Origin of the sequence: uncultured Limosilactobacillus sp., assembly GCF_934202705.1 — a bacterium.
Taxonomy (GTDB): domain Bacteria; phylum Bacillota; class Bacilli; order Lactobacillales; family Lactobacillaceae; genus Limosilactobacillus.
In genome coordinates, this window is record NZ_CAKPYE010000007.1 from 84,502 (window position 1) to 102,499 (window position 17,998).

Sequence of the window (17,998 nt, forward strand, 5' to 3'; positions counted from 1 at the left end):
TTATATCATATTATTAAGTCAACAAATTTGGATTACCTAACTTTTTTGTTATAAATATTTTTAAAGGAGTCCAGAATTAATGGATAAACATGAAATTAATGGTCGCCGCTTTTTGGCCGTGACGCTTTTAAATGCCACGATTACAGTCGTCGAGATTATTGGTGGAGTAGTTTCAGGCAGTTTAGCGTTATTATCAGATGCCTTTCATAATCTTGGCGACTCGCTCTCAATTGTGATGGGATACTTTGCGCAAACGATTTCTGGTAAGCCAGAAAACAGCCGAAGAACTTTTGGCTATCGTCGGGCAGAAATTCTTTCTGCTTTCCTCAATGCACTTTTCTTGATTGTAATGTCAATCTTTCTGATTGTCGAAGCCATTCAACGTTTAGAAAAGCCGACCCCGATTAACGGAAAGGTAATGTTAATCGTTGCCATTATTGGTTTAATCGCTAATCTCTTATCAGCGATCCTCCTTCATGAAGGAAGCCATGATAGTCTCAATATTAAGGCAACCTATCTTCACGTTCTAAGCGACAGCCTTTCCTCGGTTGCTGTCATAATTGGGGCAATCATCTTAATGTACGTCAACGTTCCATGGCTCGACCCGTTGCTAACAATTGCCGTTGCGATTTACATTGCATTCGAAGCCTGGCCGATCGTTAAAAAGACCATTGAAATTTTAATGCAGTCAGCACCGCAGTTAAATTATGAACAAATTGAACACGATATTCTAGCAATTGAAGGTGTTAAAAATATCCACCATATTCATGCTTGGTCAATGGATGAACACCGCATTATTTTTTCCGCACATATCAACTGTCGAGACATGAAAATTAGTGAATGTGAACCGATTTATCACCAAATTGAACAATTGCTTAGCACTAAATATAACATTAGCCACATCACTCTCCAAGCTGAATGTCAACGGGGACGTGACGAAAAAATGTTTGATACTAATGATGATGAAGTTCATCTTTGTCAATAATTGAGAAAGTAGCGACCAATTCATCACGCCAGCAAATAGTGTCCTATTATGGTCATCCAAAAACGCCTAATTAGCAGAAAGGCCTGCTAATTAGGCGTTTTTGAATTGTTCTAATGATCTTAAAATAATTTACCGACACCATAGTGAATGGTAATCGTAATGAGACCAATCACAATATTGCGAATCACTGCAATCTTAACCAAACCGTTTCCTAACTTTGAACTAATAAATCCAGTCAAAGCACTGGTTAAGGCGACCGCAAGAATCGTCATTACCCACTTACCATTACCGGGTACAAACGTCATGGCCATCAATGGTAAGAGACCACCAGCTGCTGCAGCAAATAGTGAAGCAAAGGCTGCATCCCAAGGATTTAAATAGTGTCCCAATTCAATATCATACTTTACTCGCACTACCGTTTCTAATGGTTTCTTGGCTAACAAATCGCGAGCAATCGCTTGCGAAGTGGCTATTGATACACCTTTGTCTGTGTAATGCTTAGTTACTGCATCAAGTTCATCTTGATAAGCCGTCTTTAATAATTTACTTTCCCGATCAACTGCGGAAGTTTCCGTATCTTTTTGAGTACTAACTGATGCATATTCTCCACACGCCATTGAAAACGCGCAAGCTAAGAGATCAGAAAGTCCTGCAATAAAGATTGTGAATTTATCCGTTGTGGCCGCCGCTACCGAAACCAAGACACCAACAACCGTTAAAATCCCATCATTCGAGCCAAGCACCCCTGCTCGCAGGGTATTAAGTTTCTCTTGCATGGTTTGTTTGGGTTTATTCGTACGTTTACTTTCCATCATTTATATTCCCCCGACTAGCGTTTCAATAACATTCCGATGAGAAATGTGACTCCCATCGTCAGTAATCCAGAAATGGTATTTCTAACTACAGATTTCAGTCGACTAGGGTTATTACCCAAAACCGCTGCCAAGTATCCAGTAATAATTAGAGCAATGGTGACCGCCCCAACAGTGGCCGGAATTCGTAACTCTGGTGGAAATAAAGTAACCGCTAGCATTGGTAAAATTGAACCTAACGGGAAAGAAATAAAGGACGAAATTGCGGCCGCATAGGGACTCGTAAATTCACGCGGATTAAACCCATAACGTTCTTGGACACCAGTCACTAAGGCATCCTTATCCATTAATTCTTGAGTCGCTTGCTCAGCTAACTTTGGATCGATGTCCTGGTCTAAATATTTTTGTTTAACATAGTGAAATTCGCCTGCCGGATTAAGGTTTAAACGTTCCTTTTCTTCAGCAATTGCTTTTCGCTGTGAATCTTTTTCACTGCTTACTGAGACATACTCCCCCATACACATTGAAATGGTTCCGGCTAAACTTCCCGAAAGTCCAGAAATCAAAATGGAATAACTATTATTAGTTGCTGCTGCGACTCCGATAACAATTGCCGCAACAGAAATAATTCCATCGTTGGCACCCATCACCGTCGCCCGGATGACATTAATTTTCTGTGATAATGACATTTTCTTTGCCATTTTGCTAACTCCCTTGAACTATTTTAGAACCATTATAAACTAACTGATTAATAAAAGAAAGCATTTTGCAGTAATTAGTTATATATATTAGAACCGTTTTAAATTAATTATACATATAAAAAACGTTGTCCGTTTTGGTGACAACGTCCTTTCTTATTATTTAATAACTAATTACTGATTTATTTTTCGGATTCCGTGCGAATGACGAAAACAGAAGTACCAGAATGTTTAACCATGTATGAAGCCTGTGAGCCAACTGTATGACGATTGCCTGGTTTGCCAATCGAACCAACTACTAATAGATCTGGATGGAATTCTGGGATAACATGATTGCAAATCCGTTCAGCAGGACGATCTCCTTCATCAATAATGGCTGTAATCTTCTTCGGGTCCACACCATAATCAATGGCCGCTTCAACATATTCATTAATCCGTTTCTTAAGTTCTTCACGGCTAGAGTGAACATAGTCTCGATCCAAAGCTTGGTAAACGTTCACTTCATTAGTTTCATAGACAGAGACGATCCCAATTTCAGAACCATCACGTTTGGCCTTGTCGACCGCATATGAAAATGCTGCACGCGCATCTGGTGCATCGTCAACGCCAACCAAAATCTTGTTAAATTTTTTCGGTTCAATCTTAAACATTAATGTTTTCCCCTCTCTTCACAAATCAGTCACTTTTTTATCATGAACTGATTTCAACAAGTTTCCATTAACCATACTACTACTTATTTTTGTTTTGTAAATGATATTTTTTAGCGTCGCCTAAACCTTTTTTAAAAACAGCAAAATCTTCCTTAAAGTTTTGCAACAAAGGAGTATGATAGACCTGTAACTAATTAAGGAGGCTTCAGCATGGCTAATCAGATTATTAATCATTACTTTTACGATGAACCAGCCTATGACTATCATGATGGTGGTTATATTCCACTCGAGGAACCAACTACCTCACAACAACCATTAAACGTGCCGGAAATTCTTCAGCCAGATCAAGAAACGGCCACTGATATGTACTACACCATTGTTGCACAAACAGGTGAAGTTCAGCTTTTGCCAGGAGCAAAGACCAAAACTTGGGGATACAATGCTCCCTTACTGGGCAAAACCGTTATTTTTAAAAAGGGTAAAACAATCCACATGCATCTCGTTAATCATTTGCCAGAAGTGACGACTTTTCACTGGCACGGATTAGCTATCCCCGGCCCCATTGAAGACGGCGGTTGTCATGCACCTGTCTATCCTGGAGAAAGTCGCGACATTACATTTAAAATTAATCAACCAGCAGCGATGGTTTGGTTGCACGCCCACCCTTGTCCATCCACTGCTGAACAGGTTTGGCATGGCCTAGCTGCAGCAGCGATCGTCCAGGACGATCATGAAGCCAGCTTACCGTTACCGCGGAATTATGGTGTCGATGATCTTCCAGTCATTCTCCAAGACCGCCACTTTCACGATCATAACCAATGGGACTATCGGGCTGATTATGATCCAGACGGTGTGATGGGTCCAACTCCAATGATTAACGGGACTATTAATCCTTTCTTTGACGTCACTACCCAAAAGGTTCGTTTGCGATTTTTGGATGGTGCCAACCGACGCGAATGGCGCCTGCATTTCTCCGACAATTTACCATTCACTCAAATTGCCGGCGACTTAAGCCTTCTTCCCCACCCAGTAAAAATGACTAAATTAATGATTACAGCCGCAGAACGGCAAGAAATTGTAGTCGACTTTGGTCAATATCAACCTGGTGATGAGGTCATTTTGTATAGCGATGATACACCATTGATTCACTTCCGAATTCATCAGTTTACCCCTGACAATACCAACATTCCTGAGCAGTTGTTTACCACGCCAGACCCAGCTGTTGATCAAGACTTAGGAATCCACTATGTCACACTAGATGGTTGCGATGAGTCCGTTGCGATGAATGGTAAGAAATTTAAGATGGATCGAATTGATTATGAAATGCCAATGAAGAAAGTCCAAATCTGGGATATTGAAAATACAAATGATCGTCCTGGAATGATTCATCCATACCACATGCATGGTTGTGCGTTTACCGTTATTTCACGAAACGGACAGGCACCATTGCCAAATGAAACTGGTTTGAAAGACACCGTAGTAGTCAACCCGCAAGAACACGTACGCATTAAAGTTTGGTTTAACGTTCCTGGAGTCTTTATGTATCATTGCCATATCATCGAACACGAGGATGGCGGCATGATGGCCCAAATCAAAGTTATTGATCCCGCAGATCCAGATAAAAAATATCATTTAATGAACCACATGACCCTGATGAAAGCATTTGCTAAAGAACGCGGGGTTTCGATGGATCAACTGTGGCTTGGTGGCATGGATTCATATCAAAAGATGGGCGAAACAATGTAAAATTAGCTCATTTCAAGACCAAATCCTAATAACACAGACTAAAAGAGCGCTCCAGTGCTCGGCAGCAGCCGAACGGTGAAGCGCTCTTTTTTACTCAAATTCAGAATCAATCATATTAACAATGCTGTTCGTGTTAATTAAATTCTAAGCGAAAACCAAAATGTTGATCTTCCCCAATTAATCGGTCAGCGTGACGCTTCATTACCTGACGCCGTGGACCAAACATCATCCAAATGGTAGTTCCAATAAACAGAATCATTTCAACCGCCAATGTTACCCAATCCATCGTTCCAGCAGCTCCAGTCATAACCGATGTTCCAGAAACCGTAAAACTAGTCCAGTCCAGTAAAAAGTGCATTAACATGGTAATCCAGAGTTGTCCAGTATACAAATAGACAACGGCAAAAAACATCCCCATCGAAAATGCACTCAGCACTTGAACCGTGGTCATTGAAAAACTCTGGCCCATTAAATTAAAATAGTGCATTAATCCAAACAATGCGGAACTTATAACCACCGCAATGGGAATTCGATTTTTAAACTGGCGAAATGCGTACAACAAGCATCCCAAGAAGCCAAATCGACAAAGCGTTTCCTCCGCCACACCGGCTTCAAAGGCTTGCATCGTTAACGTCCCAGTCGGCCGCTTCCACGCGAAATCATATGCTGTTAAGATATTTTGCCAGCGGTTACCGGTTCCATAAGCATTCCAGTAAGTAAACCAAAGATCAACTAGAATGAGGATTAGGAGAACCCACCAGCTAAACCCCCAACCAAATTGGGGCTTAATGCCTGGCCATGATAATTTCCAGGCCCGCATGACAGTCGTCACCATGACAAAGTAGGCAATTGCTCCCACTGCACCAGTCGTAATTAAAACCGCAAAAGCGTGGGGACCGGCAAATTTAAGTGGAAACGCGATTTCCATTGCCAATACAGTATTCATCCACCAAAAAAGGTAGATAATTCGACCAACTGTCCACTGAAGCTGACCACCAATCTCACTGGCAAACGGCGCAAACATTACCACATAATAAATCATACCTAAGGCAACAATCCCCCGTGCTGGTAATTGGAGACGGACAATCAAAATCCGGGTAACCATTCCCCAAATTATCGTTAAGATGAGTGGTTGACAAATTGCCTGTAACCAGCGATTAATCAATAATAGCCACTTGGGTTGATGATCTAAAATGGCACTGACCATCGCCAGTAACATTATTAAGGCCACCGGAATAATGACAACCACCAGCTTAATTCCATGATAGGCTTCCCAAGCCCCAATCAAAAGTAATAGGAATAAAATTACTGCTGACTGGGCTAAATACCAAATGTGGAGGTAATCTCTTCCTGACATTTTAGTTCCTCCATTTCAAAAAAATAATTGCTACTTCGATAATAACAAACTACGAAACTAATCAAAAGGTTAATTTGGGATTGGCATAAAAATAGCACACGAGAATCACTTGATTTCTCGTGCGCTTTTAGTTTATTCCGTTACCGGAGTCTTGGATTGATGCTCTTTTGCTTCATGATTCTGCTTTTCACGTGATGAGTGGTGTCCTCGGTAATTACGATGATGACCGCTACCACGATGCTCACGACGACTTCCAACTTCTTTACGCTTCTCATCATTCAAAATTGTGACCATTGGTATGATAACTGGTCGCCGTCCGGTCCGTTGATAAAGCAATTTCTGCAGCCGGCTTACAATCGTTCGATTAATTACCCGCCGATCTGCATGAGCGTGGTTCTTAAAGGTATTAAGAATTGCCCAGAAAACTTCATGATTAGCCGCCTTAATTAGTTCTTGGGATTCGTGCATATAAACAAAGCCCCGTGAAACAATATCGGGTCCTGCGACAATCTGCTTGTCCTTCATATCAATGACCGCAATTGCTGTAACAACTCCTTCCTCAGAAAGCATCCGCCGTTCACGAATTTCCGGATTACCAACTGAGTCATTAACATCACGACCGTCAATGTAGACGTCACCCATGCTGTCAATATGATCCGCAATTCGACACGTATCTTTCGTTAAGGCTAAAACATCACCATTTTGTAAAATAAAACAATGATCCTTTGGTACACCAGTCAATTGCGCTAATTTCGTATGGATTTTTTGCATCCGAAACTCACCATGAACTGGAGCGAAGAATTTTGGCTTCATCAAGCGCAGCATCAATTCTTCATCAATTTGGCCCCCGTGACCAGAAGTGTGGATGTTGTTAACGTAGCCATGGATGACTTCGGCACCGTCCTCCTCGAGCTTATTAATCAGTGCATTCACACTAATCGTGTTCCCAGGGATTGGATTACTGGAGAATACTACCGTGTCTCCTGGCTGGATACTAATTTGCCGGTGGTTACCATTGGCAATCCGACTGAGTGCTGCCATTGGCTCCCCCTGCGAACCAGTACACATAATCATAACTTCTTCTGGTGGATAGGAATTAATTTCATTCGGATCAATTAATGACTTTTCTGGAATCTTCAAATAACCGAGCCGTTGACCCGCTTCAATTGCATTTTCCATACTCCGACCAAAGACCGCAATTTTTCGACCCTGCTTTAACGCAGCATCGACTGCTTCCCGTAATCGATAAACATTGGAAGCAAATGAGGCAAAAATAATCCGCCCCTTAATCCGTTCAAAAACGCGTCGGATGTGAATATCAACCCACCGTTCAGACTTGGTAAATTGTGGCCGTTCGGCATTTGTCGAGTCAGAAGTTAAAAGTAACACCCCGTCTTCACCTAACTTCGCCATTTGTTGGAAGTTTGGTGCCGGTAAATTACCAACTGGTGTTAGATCAAACTTAAAGTCCCCCGTTTGAACAATGGTTCCTTGTGGTGTATGGACTGCTACCCCAAGCGTATCCGGAATGGAGTGGGTCGTCCTAAAGAAACTTACCCATAGCTTTTTAAAGTGCACCGTATCAAATTCATCCACTTCATGTAATTCAGCATCACGAAGCAGGTGTTTTTCTTCCAATTTGCCCTTAATCAGTGACATTGCAAATGGTCCAGCATAGATCGGTGCATTTACCTTCTGCAAAAAGAATGGTAATCCACCAATGTGGTCTTCGTGACCGTGTGTGATGAAGATCCCCTTAATCTTCTCTTTATTTTCGATTAAGTAGTCATAATTTTGAATAACATAATCAACACCCAGCAGTTCGTCTTCTGGGAACAATACCCCGCAGTCAATGATGACAATTTCGTCTTGAAATTGAACACAGTACATATTTTTACCAATTTCACCTAGCCCACCAACTGCGTAAAAAGCAACTTCATTATTTTTGATCTTTAACTTTTGCATAATACCTTCCCTTTGATATTTAAATTTATAACTTGTATGTATGCCCTTAAAAGGGTATGGCAAAAGAGTAGCCCATCAAATGGCTACTGATTTATTTATATGTGAAACAAACTCGTTATATTTTTCCGTTCAGAGTAACTAACGTTAGTTTACCACAAGTGTAATTTCTTGAGAAGAACCATCAACTAATGATTCCGAATTGCGTGGTTTAACGGACGGTGATAAATAGCATAAACAATTAGAATCAATGGGACCAGGACAAACATTACGGGATAGTACCAACGAATTGGAAAAATTGTATCAATAATTCCACCTAGAATTGGTCCTAACGACATTGCAATATCCATTCCTAAATAAAATGTCGATGAAGCCAGTCCTTGTTCATTCAACGGCGCCAAAAGCAGGGCCGTTGATTGCAAAACCGAATAAATAATGCCATAGCCAACTGCCATCCCTGCTGCGGCAAGCGCCATTTGCCAATTACTTTTCATAATTGCGAGCATCATGAGATAAAAGGCAGTCGCTAGTGTACTAATCATTAACCACCAACCAAAGCTGACTGTATCAAACAAATTTTTTAAGATAATTCGGAGGCCCAACAAAATTACCGCATAAATTAAAAAGTATGCGCCAACCGCCACATCAAGTCGCCGTTGGGTAACATAGGTAACAATATCCGCTTGAGTAGCAAAATACGGTAACGCAAAGAGCGTAATTAAAATGGCCACTGGTAACGCATCCCGCTGAATGATTTTAAAATGCATCTTACTCCGCCGGCTAATATTGGGGCGCCCTTTTCGCTGAACAAACTGAATCATAATCACCATCATTAATGCCGACAATGCTGATAATAACATCGCATGGCGAAAACCAACCTGTCGGTAAATATTAATTGAAATTGCTGGTCCAATCGCCATCGCTAGCGCATTCATGAGTCCATAAAACCCCATTGCTTCACCAACGTGTTCCCGAGGAACCAAGTAAGCTAACCAGGTAGTCATACAAACTGTATCTAATACGTATCCAGTTCCATTGACTAAACGGAACAATAGTAGCCACTCACTATTGGGCGTGACGACATAACCAACCACCCCTATTAAAATCAGAATGCCGCCAATCAATGACAAACTGAATTTCGAATAGCGGTCAGTAAGGTTCCCCGCGACCGGTCGTAAAAACATTGCCGCAATGCTCATAATGCCGACGATGATTCCAGCAAATGTTGCACTGGCCCCTAAATTACGGGCGTAACCATTCATTAACGGTGTTACAAACATGGTACTAAACATAAAGAAGAATGATGCTGCCATGACTATGATGACATCTCTGCTATACACAGATGAATTTTTCATTTGCTGCACTCCATTATTAAAATCGGGAGTGTGTCAAACTTAATCACCACACTCCCGTACAATTTCAAAACTAATCTTCCACTGGTAATTGATCGTGAATTGCCTGTTCCCAAGCTGACCATGTTTGCTGCGGTTCGCCATTTAATTGAAATTGAGCCCCCAGCTTGTCAATCAAGAGATCAAACGAATTAGCGACCATTCGTTCACATAGTGGAATTAACTGATCAACTGTTTGATATCGATTTTCTTCTAACAAGTGATTGACCATTGCTAAGTCACGGTCATCCGCTAAACTAGAAATCACTTCCAAATTATCAACTTTGAATTGTCGAACATAATAGTTAATAAAATCTTGCCGTGCTTGCTCTTTAGCCTCATCATCAAGCGTTGCATAATCAACTAATTGCTCACTCACTTTAGTCATTCCCTTCATTAAATCTATCACTATCTTCAGAATAACACCGTGAGAACGTTTTCGTTAAATTAATTCTCGGCTGATTTTAATTCTAATTTAGTATCACCATTTGACTCAACCATTGCCACCACATGTTTCAATGGCTCATCTTTCAATGGCCCTAAGTCAATTTCAACCAGTTGACCATTTAATTTAATGTCCTGAATTCGATTAACTGCAAAACTTTTTACACAGCGAATAATGTTCCGCTGTTGCTGCTGTTTTGTAAAGGCCGTGGATAATGTGTACCCTTGATCCAAATAATACTTAATCCCCATTACCACGCTTAATGCTTTGAATGTATATTTATGACTTTGGTTTTTCTTGTTTTGAGTCGACTGAATATAACCTTTTTTCTCCCAATAGCGAATTTGACTTGGTGATACTCCGCAGGCTTCACTAAGCTCGCTTAACGTAATCTGTAATTTGTCATTAAAGAATGTTTGATGTAACTCCTTAGCTAAGGATTTCACGAACCAATCCTCCATTTCATAAATCTTTTATCATTAATAATAGCTTTCCTGAGATCTTTGTCAAATAATTTGACAAAGATCTGTGATAGTTCTATATTACTTGTTATTGCCAATATCTTGAAATGAAAGAAGGTTTTCTAATTGGATGATGAAAAACAAACCATTGACGTGAATGGCCAACCATACAATCGAACACTAATGGTCGCCATCTTGTTAATCGGTTCATTTTGCACCATTTTAAATCAAACAATTTTAGCAACTGCCTTTCCTGCTTTAATGAAGGCCTTTAACGTTAACACCTCGACGGTTCAATGGTTAACCACTGGTTTCTTAATGGTTAACGGAATTATGATCCCCGTCAGTGCTTACCTCAGCAATCGCTTCAACACGAAGTTACTATATACTTCCGCAATGATTATCTTTGAAATTGGAACGATTACTGCTTGGTTAGCACCAAATTTTGGTACTTTATTACTTGCCCGGTTAATCCAGGCAGTTGGGGTTGGTGTGACGATGCCTCTCATGCAAACCATCATGCTAACCATCTTTCCTCCAGAACGACGCGGGTCAGCCATGGGAATTAATGGCTTGGTAATTGGTCTTGCTCCGGCAATTGGCCCATCGCTTTCTGGTTGGGTCATTGACAATTATTCCTGGCGGGATCTTTTTGCAATGATTACCCCAATCGTTGCCATTGTCATTGTCCTCGCTCCGTTCTTAGTAAAAAACGTGATTAAAACTAGTCAGCCAAAACTTGACTTACCTTCATTAATTATTTCAACGCTTGGCTTCGGTAGCATGTTATATGGTTTTTCGACCGTTGGTGACAAGGGGTGGCTCAATGCAGAAGTCATAATCACCATTATCGCTGGCTTTATCCTGGTTGGTCTCCTAGTTCTCCGGCAAAACCATCTCGAAAATCGGTTCCTCGATTTTAGAGTTTTTAAAACCTTTGAATTTACTCTGGCAACCTTCTTAAGTTCCATTACGATGATGGCAATGGTGGCAGTCGAACTTGTTATTCCAATGTACTTACAAATTGTTCACGGAATGTCTGCCTTTCGGTCTGGTTTGACCTTGCTATTTGGAGCCATCTTTATGGGTGCAATGAGTCCAATTACCGGAAATCTCTTTGATAAGTATGGGGCGCGTCGTCTTGCGACTACTGGGATGTTTATCTTAACGATTGGAACGTTACCATTTGCCTTCGTCAACCGTGATACCCCTACGATTGATATTATCATCTTATACGGAGTGCGGATGTTTGGGATTTCGATGGTCATGATGCCAGTAACAACTTCTGGAATGAATGCCCTGCCCCTCTCCTTAATTGCCCATGGAACGGCCGTCAATAATACGATGCGCCAAGTGGCCACCTCAGTTGGGACAGCCATTTTAATGTCCGTCTTAACAAACGTTACTCAACATGCCGAACCAGCCAAGCGCCTCCTAACGGCTGCTCCTTTACAATATAAGTCAGCAATGATTGATGCTACTTTAAAGGGGTATCATGCTTCTTTCTGGTTTGCCGTAGCGTTTTCGCTCATTGGGTTTCTCGCCACTTTCCTCTTAAAAGATAAAAGCGCTCAAGAAATTTCACTCAGTAAGGAGGGAATCGATTAATGTTAATCTACTTATCTTTTGCCTCCGCGGTCGGGCTATACCTATGTTCAATGTTTCTAAAAAAGGGGCGGAAAATCGGTACTGGAGTGTTTGCCATTCTCTTTATGCTCACTACTGCTGGAGTGACCGCTAATTATTCCCATCATTGGGGAATGAAGAAGGTTACCACAACCACTTCAAAAGTGATTTACTCCGCGGCCGGGCCAAAGCTCCCCATTAACTTATACCAGCCAGTTGGTACTTCTGGCCAAGACAATGTGTTTATTTATAAAACCACACCACATCAAAAACAAAGTCAGCACACTGAGGCTAACGAGCTAACTTACAGCACCGCTAAAACAACTACTGGACAGCAGGCGCGCCTCGTTACAACGGAAACTCGCTGGCGTTACCAAAATCAATTCTCTAAATTCTTATTTATTGGATCAGGGATTAATAATAAACTTGTCCATCGAACCAATACGCTCTATTACCCGAAGGGATATCTTCGGGTAACCGTTAAACAGGCTCAACGGCTCAAAAAGCAATTAACCACGCAAAGTCCTGCTGAACAAGCAGCAATGATGCAAAAATTACGTCAGCAATCCAATTAAGTTACTGAATAAAAAGAAGCGACTGCTAAAATTTCAGCAGTCGCTTCTTTTTGTGATTATGCTAAATTAATTTGTTCTAAGATCATCAATTGTTCTTCAGGCATTGGTGCCGTGAACTGTAATGTTCGTTCCGTAAACGGATCACGAAAACGTAATTGGTCAGCATGAAGGATTTGATGGGTAACTAAGTCTGTTGGGCCACCATAAAGATGATCACCAACCAACGGATGACCCAGGGATTGCATATGCACCCGAATTTGATGGGTTCGTCCACTATGCAGTTGCAACTGAACTAAACTATACTGCTCGTTACTAGCTTGAACCCAATATTCTGTAGTTGCCGGCTGACCAGCAGAATCAATTACCCGTGCTGCTTGACCAGCTACCCGTAAAATTGGCTGTTGAACGACCCCGTGTTTTGGTTGAACCTTCCCCTGCACCAGTGCAAGATAACGCTTCTGCATGGTATGGTGTTCAACTTGCTGACTAATCATACTGGAGGCCACCCGATGTTTGGCCACCAGTAGCAGTCCACTCGTATATTTATCCAGGCGGGTAATTAAGTGTGGCCGCTGATTTTCATCCTGTTGCTGGATGAGATAGCCCTTGACGCGGTTCAAAATCGTATCCTGGTGTTCAGTCGGACCTGGAATTGACGCAAGACCTGCCGGCTTATTCACCACTAGCCAATTGGCATCTTCAAAAACCGTTTTGATTGGTTTTTCACTAGCTGTCACGTCCCTATCTGGCGTCTCAGGATGAACACGGATCGTTAACGTTTGGTTTGGTAAGATTTGCGTTGTCGGGCGAACCAACCGATGATCGACTAACAACTGACCATCACCGTTTTTGATGTCATTAAAGAGACGATGTCCCATCCCCAATTGACTTAAATAACGTTTGATTTTTATTGGTGTCGTGCCATGGTATTGCCAAGTATTTTCCATAATTACTCCTTAGAATACGAAAAAAGCTGGGGATAACCCAGCTTTTGATTAGCGGTCCGTACGAGACTCGAACTCGTGATCTCATCCGTGACAGGGATGCGTCCTAAACCAACTAGACCAACGGACCATTTTTACAACAATTAGTAGTATACGTGATCTTCATAACCCCGTCAATCATTTTTTCAAAATCTTGCCGTTTATCTTATGGGTTACTAGCATCTCCCTGCTGATTAATCTATTATAAGGTTATAAACTTATTACAAATAAGGAGTATCTTTCATTATGTCAAACGCACTCCAGAAAATCGTTAATCTCTGGAATAAATACGCTAAAGTAATTAAAACCGTCTTCGTGGCTTCAGTCATTGTTTTCGTTGTGATTGCTTTAAGTAATTTTTTCAAAGATGTCCATTGGGCACAGGTCGGCGTGGACCTGCAGGATCAATCAGTATCCAACATTTTAATAATGACGATCTGTGGATTAATTGCTGTTTTACCAATGCTCGGCTACGACCTGGCCATTACAAAACTTCTACCCGGCCACTTCAGCAAACTTTATATCTTTCGTAGCGGTTGGATCACCAATACATTAACCAATATTGCCGGATTCGGCGGCTTACTCGGCGCCACGTTACGGGCCTACTTTTATGGTAAAAAAGCCAGCCGGAATGAGATTTTACTGGCAATTGCCAAAATTGCCGTATTCTTGCTTGCTGGTTTATCCATTCTGTGTTGGCTAGCCTTATTTGTCATGTATGGTTTTCATGACGGTGGGCACTTTAATCGTTACACCATCTGGTTAATTGGTGGTGGTTGCTACTTTCCCATCGTCTTTTTCTTTACCCGCCGCCATGACTCAAAACTTTTTCAGGGATTAACTCCTCAAATTAAAACGTTATTAACGTTCAGTTCCACCTTAGAATGGCTATTTGTGGCGCTCTTTTTTATCCTCATTGGTGGGTTAATGGACGTCCATATCAACCTAATGACCGTCTTCCCGCTCTATGTGGTGGCTCAAGTGTTAGGGGTCGTTTCCATGCTTCCTGGAGCCATTGGCTCTTTCGATGTCATGATGATGTTTGAATTAACTGTTTTAGGCGTTCCACGGGCCACAACGATCGTCTGGCTTCTTTTATTCCGGGTTTTCTATTATATTGTCCCGATTATCATTGGAGCCATCTTCTTTGTGCATCACCTATTTAGCCAGTTAGATGAATTCTTTGATCATATTCCACTATCAATTGCTCGGCAAACAGCTCATTGGCTCATCACCTGTTTTATGTATATTTCTGGGATTTTAATGTTGCTGGCGGCTTCGGTTCCAGATCTAACGGATAATAATCGTTTACTCCAACGTTTCTACCCGTTTACTTTCTTCTTCCTCCACCAATTAACCACAATTATCTTTGCCATTGCAATGTTAGCCTGTGCTCGTGGACTGGAATCGAAAGTCAAACGTGCTTATTGGCCGACAGTCATCGTTCTTGTGATTGGTATTACCAATACGATTATTAATCTCGGTACAGTATCGTTAACAATTTTTCTGTTCATCATCCTTATTCTGGTCTTTTTAATGCGCCACGTTCCCTACCGCGAAAAGCTTCAGTATTCAACAGGTAAGTTCATCGTCGATAGTATTATTTTCGTTGGTAGTTTAATTCTCTACATTATTGTTGGCATCATTAATACTCCTCATTACGCTGCTAACCACTCGATTCCGCAGTTTCTCCTTTTTCCTGGTGAAAAAATCTGGTTATCCGGTTTTCTGGGCCTAATTCTGGGCTTTGTGATCATGTTTCTCATTCTCCGTTACTTAATGGGTGGCAAGGATCCATTTACTGGTCAGCAACCATTAGATAAGCCGCGGGTCACCGCAATTATTAAAGAATTTGGCGGCAATGAAACAAGCCATTTAGCAATGCTATGTGATAAAAACATTTATTATTACACTACTGATCACCATGACCAACTATTTTTCATGTACCGGCGAAAAAACGACAAGTTAATTATTATGGGGGATCCAGTTGGTAACCAGGCAATGAAAGTTCCCGCAATTCGACAGTTTTTACGCGAAGCCGATTGTTATGGATATCAATTAGTTTTCTATGAAGTTAACAGCAGCACGACTCTGGATCTTCATGAATTTGGCTTTGATTTTATCAAAACCGGTGAAGACGGCTGGGTGAAACTTGCGGACTTTACCTTAGCTGGCAAAAAACAACGCTCGCAACGGGCCTTGATGCACAAGTTTGATCGTGAGGGGTATACGTTTGAAATTGTTCAACCACCATTCACCGATCAACTCATGCAGGAACTAAAAGTGGTTTCGGATAACTGGTTGGGAAATGAAGTGGAAAAGGGCTTCTCTTTAGGCTTCTTTTCTCCTCAGTATATCAACGAGGCGCCAGTCGCTTTAGTCCGTTCGGCGAATGGACAATTAGTGGCGTTTGCCACCTTGATGCCAACTGGTAGTAAAAAGCTTTTAACTATCGATTTGATGCGCCACCGTCGTGATGCACCTTCCGGAATTATGGATAAAATTTTCGTTTCTATGTTCCAGTATGGCCAAGACAATGGGTATGAATTCTTTGATTTAGGGATGGCACCACTATCGAACGTCGGTGCTTCCCAATATAGCTTTATTGAAGAAAAAGTCGCCCACTTTATATATGAATACGGATACCATTTGTATGGATTTCAGGGACTCCGTCACTATAAGGACAAGTATGCTTCGTGTTGGTTCCCAAAATATACAGTCTTCCGTAAAAAATCTTCCCTCATTGATTCAATGTTAGCGTTGTTGAGTGTGGTTAATCAACGAATTGACGAACCACGACGTCGCTTCTCTTGGATCGTATGGTGGAAATAAAACTAACGTATTCATCATTGGAGGTGCCTTATGATTAAAAAAGCCCGGGACGTTTTAAATCCCCCATTCAAATCTCATTTTATTGGTCTCATTTTACAAGCGTGTTTGGTTGGATTCATTACCGGTCTAGTGGTGAGCCTCTTTCGTCGCATCATTGATTTAACATTACAGGGATTGCAATTAATTTATCCTATCATGCGAACTAATTACTGGTTAGTGATTGGCTATGTTATTTTAATGATTTTAATCACCCTATTAATTGGGAAAATTGTGCACCCCTACCAAACTAACTTAGTCGGTTCCGGGGTCCCACAAATCGAGGCAATCCTCAAAAATCAAAATGCCATGAATTGGTGGCAAATTTTATGGCGTAAATTTGTTGGTGGACTGTTGGCCATTTGTCCAGGTCTCTTTCTCGGACGCGAAGGCCCCTGTATCCAGATGGGGGCGGCCATTGGCCAGGGGGTGGCTGAACAACTCTTTAAAGATCGCCAAGAGCTAACGCGCGCGCTGTTGTCTTGTGGGGTGGCGGCTGGTCTTTCGGCGGCCTTTAGCGCACCAATTGCCGGGGCAATGTTCTTATTAGAAGAAATTATTTTTAGTTTTCAACCTGAAATCTGGATTACGGCTTTGGCAGCCGCGATTTGTTCCGATGCTGTCACTATTTTATTTTTCGGTACTAAACCTTGTCTGTATTTGCCAATTACCATTAACCTCCCACCCAGCTCATACCTCTATGTTGCATTATTTGGGATTGTTATTGGGGGATTAGCTTATTTTTACCAATACTGTTTGTTAAATCTCCGTTGGTGGTATAGCAAGGTTCCTAAATTACCTAGTCAATACCATAGCATTATTCCGCTGGTCCTCATCATTCCAGTCGGTCTCTGGAACCCGCAAATCCTTGGTGGTAGCCACGTCTTCATTAACCAAATTGCCAAAATGGGAGTTAATCCAGCATATCTACAAAATTTATCAAAATTGATTTGGCTACTAATTTTATTCTTTGTAATTCGGTTTGCCTTATCAATGATTAGTTATGGAGCAACCGTGCCCGGCGGTATTTTCATGCCCATCCTCGTCTTAGGAGCAATCCTGGGCAGTATTATTGCTGCGTTACTCATTCAATTCAAGGCCATCCCAGAGCAAGCCTTTATCAACATCGTCGTTGCGACAATGTCCGCTTACTTTGGGGCAATTGAAGGAGCCCCCTTCACTGCCGTTATGTTATTAACCGAAATGATTGGTTCAGTCGATCAAGTCCTCCCCATTACATTAATGACGTTTATTGCGTATATTGTTAATGATCTCCTTGGTGGTAAACCAATTTATGGTGCCCTCCGTGAAGAAATGTTTGGTCCAGTTTCGGCTGTTCATTCTCATTAAGGAAAGTTAGCCAAAAGGGGCTGTGACATAAGTCCTTTATAATAAATGAACCGTTCGGAATTCTCAAAATTCCGAACGGTTCTTCTTTT

At 41.5% G+C, this 17,998-nt stretch carries 15 protein-coding genes and 1 tRNA gene; 6 read left to right on the forward strand and 10 right to left on the reverse strand.

The annotated features are described in order from the left end of the window. Positions 1 to 79: 79 nt before the first annotated feature. Positions 80 to 985, forward strand: a complete 906-nt coding sequence (locus tag Q0C76_RS06030; protein ID WP_295730951.1) for a cation diffusion facilitator family transporter — start codon at positions 80 to 82, stop codon at positions 983 to 985. A 119-nt stretch (positions 986 to 1,104) separates the two neighbouring features. Here Q0C76_RS06030 and Q0C76_RS06035 read toward each other — a convergent pair whose 3' ends face one another. The 3 genes from Q0C76_RS06035 to Q0C76_RS06045 form a co-directional block, all read right to left on the reverse strand. Beyond that, positions 1,105 to 1,797, reverse strand: a complete 693-nt coding sequence (locus Q0C76_RS06035) for a VIT family protein (RefSeq protein ID WP_295731002.1) — start codon at positions 1,795 to 1,797, stop codon at positions 1,105 to 1,107. 17 nt (positions 1,798 to 1,814) lie between these two features. Next, entirely contained in the window at positions 1,815 to 2,498 is a 684-nt protein-coding gene (locus Q0C76_RS06040; RefSeq protein ID WP_295730953.1) for a VIT family protein, read from the reverse strand. 179 nt (positions 2,499 to 2,677) lie between these two features. Further along, positions 2,678 to 3,145: a universal stress protein gene (locus tag Q0C76_RS06045; RefSeq protein WP_295730956.1), complete on the reverse strand. Its 468-nt coding sequence runs from the start codon at positions 3,143 to 3,145 to the stop codon at positions 2,678 to 2,680. A 210-nt stretch (positions 3,146 to 3,355) separates the two neighbouring features. Between Q0C76_RS06045 and Q0C76_RS06050 the strand changes: the two genes are divergently transcribed. Then, complete coding sequence (locus Q0C76_RS06050; RefSeq protein ID WP_295730959.1) at positions 3,356 to 4,891, forward strand: multicopper oxidase family protein; 1,536 nt, start codon at positions 3,356 to 3,358, stop codon at positions 4,889 to 4,891. Between the two features lie 133 nt (positions 4,892 to 5,024). Here Q0C76_RS06050 and Q0C76_RS06055 read toward each other — a convergent pair whose 3' ends face one another. From Q0C76_RS06055 to Q0C76_RS06075, 5 genes are all read right to left on the reverse strand, one after another. Beyond that, complete coding sequence (locus Q0C76_RS06055) at positions 5,025 to 6,248, reverse strand: CPBP family intramembrane glutamic endopeptidase (protein WP_295730962.1); 1,224 nt, start codon at positions 6,246 to 6,248, stop codon at positions 5,025 to 5,027. Positions 6,249 to 6,380: 132 nt separating this feature from the next. Beyond that, a complete protein-coding gene (locus Q0C76_RS06060; RefSeq protein WP_295730965.1) occupies positions 6,381 to 8,213 on the reverse strand; it encodes a ribonuclease J1 in 1,833 nt (610 codons plus the stop codon). Positions 8,214 to 8,398: 185 nt separating this feature from the next. After that, entirely contained in the window at positions 8,399 to 9,565 is a 1,167-nt protein-coding gene (locus tag Q0C76_RS06065; protein ID WP_295730968.1) for an MFS transporter, read from the reverse strand. Between the two features lie 70 nt (positions 9,566 to 9,635). Next, complete coding sequence (locus tag Q0C76_RS06070; protein ID WP_295730971.1) at positions 9,636 to 9,980, reverse strand: hypothetical protein; 345 nt, start codon at positions 9,978 to 9,980, stop codon at positions 9,636 to 9,638. A 68-nt stretch (positions 9,981 to 10,048) separates the two neighbouring features. Further along, positions 10,049 to 10,492, reverse strand: coding sequence for a MerR family transcriptional regulator (locus tag Q0C76_RS06075; RefSeq protein ID WP_295730974.1), 444 nt, complete (start codon positions 10,490 to 10,492; stop codon positions 10,049 to 10,051). A 141-nt stretch (positions 10,493 to 10,633) separates the two neighbouring features. Here Q0C76_RS06075 and Q0C76_RS06080 point away from each other — a divergent pair, with 141 nt between their 5' ends. Both Q0C76_RS06080 and Q0C76_RS06085 read left to right on the forward strand, forming a co-directional pair. Beyond that, positions 10,634 to 12,115: an MDR family MFS transporter gene (locus tag Q0C76_RS06080; RefSeq protein ID WP_295730977.1), complete on the forward strand. Its 1,482-nt coding sequence runs from the start codon at positions 10,634 to 10,636 to the stop codon at positions 12,113 to 12,115. Further along, complete coding sequence (locus Q0C76_RS06085) at positions 12,115 to 12,708, forward strand: DUF4811 domain-containing protein (RefSeq protein WP_295730981.1); 594 nt, start codon at positions 12,115 to 12,117, stop codon at positions 12,706 to 12,708. The genes Q0C76_RS06080 and Q0C76_RS06085 overlap by 1 nt, the downstream gene beginning before the upstream one ends. 56 nt (positions 12,709 to 12,764) lie before the next feature. Here the strand turns inward: Q0C76_RS06085 and Q0C76_RS06090 are convergent, their stop codons facing one another. Together Q0C76_RS06090 and Q0C76_RS06095 are read right to left on the reverse strand one after the other, a co-directional pair. Next, entirely contained in the window at positions 12,765 to 13,655 is an 891-nt protein-coding gene (locus Q0C76_RS06090; protein ID WP_295730984.1) for an RluA family pseudouridine synthase, read from the reverse strand. 52 nt (positions 13,656 to 13,707) lie between these two features. Further along, positions 13,708 to 13,782, reverse strand: a tRNA-Asp gene (locus tag Q0C76_RS06095). A 155-nt stretch (positions 13,783 to 13,937) separates the two neighbouring features. On the opposite strand from Q0C76_RS06095, the gene mprF reads away from it, so the two are divergent. Both mprF and Q0C76_RS06105 read left to right on the forward strand, forming a co-directional pair. Beyond that, complete coding sequence (gene mprF / locus Q0C76_RS06100) at positions 13,938 to 16,523, forward strand: bifunctional lysylphosphatidylglycerol flippase/synthetase MprF (RefSeq protein ID WP_295730987.1); 2,586 nt, start codon at positions 13,938 to 13,940, stop codon at positions 16,521 to 16,523. Positions 16,524 to 16,553: 30 nt separating this feature from the next. Further along, positions 16,554 to 17,909, forward strand: a complete 1,356-nt coding sequence (locus tag Q0C76_RS06105; protein WP_295730990.1) for a ClC family H(+)/Cl(-) exchange transporter — start codon at positions 16,554 to 16,556, stop codon at positions 17,907 to 17,909. Positions 17,910 to 17,998 lie beyond the last annotated feature (89 nt).

Bases quoted from the DNA above. Each gene is read 5' to 3' on its own strand.
- Q0C76_RS06030 (WP_295730951.1), top strand. From the start codon at position 80: ATGGATAAACATGAAATTAATGGTCGCCGCTTTTTGGCCGTGACGCTT.
- Q0C76_RS06035 (WP_295731002.1), bottom strand. From the start codon at position 1,797: ATGGAAAGTAAACGTACGAATAAACCCAAACAAACCATGCAAGAGAAA.
- Q0C76_RS06040 (WP_295730953.1), bottom strand. From the start codon at position 2,498: ATGGCAAAGAAAATGTCATTATCACAGAAAATTAATGTCATCCGGGCG.
- Q0C76_RS06045 (WP_295730956.1), bottom strand. From the start codon at position 3,145: ATGTTTAAGATTGAACCGAAAAAATTTAACAAGATTTTGGTTGGCGTT.
- Q0C76_RS06050 (WP_295730959.1), top strand. From the start codon at position 3,356: ATGGCTAATCAGATTATTAATCATTACTTTTACGATGAACCAGCCTAT.
- Q0C76_RS06055 (WP_295730962.1), bottom strand. From the start codon at position 6,248: ATGTCAGGAAGAGATTACCTCCACATTTGGTATTTAGCCCAGTCAGCA.
- Q0C76_RS06060 (WP_295730965.1), bottom strand. From the start codon at position 8,213: ATGCAAAAGTTAAAGATCAAAAATAATGAAGTTGCTTTTTACGCAGTT.
- Q0C76_RS06065 (WP_295730968.1), bottom strand. From the start codon at position 9,565: ATGAAAAATTCATCTGTGTATAGCAGAGATGTCATCATAGTCATGGCA.
- Q0C76_RS06085 (WP_295730981.1), top strand. From the start codon at position 12,115: ATGTTAATCTACTTATCTTTTGCCTCCGCGGTCGGGCTATACCTATGT.
- Q0C76_RS06090 (WP_295730984.1), bottom strand. From the start codon at position 13,655: ATGGAAAATACTTGGCAATACCATGGCACGACACCAATAAAAATCAAA.
- mprF (WP_295730987.1), top strand. From the start codon at position 13,938: ATGTCAAACGCACTCCAGAAAATCGTTAATCTCTGGAATAAATACGCT.
- Q0C76_RS06105 (WP_295730990.1), top strand. From the start codon at position 16,554: ATGATTAAAAAAGCCCGGGACGTTTTAAATCCCCCATTCAAATCTCAT.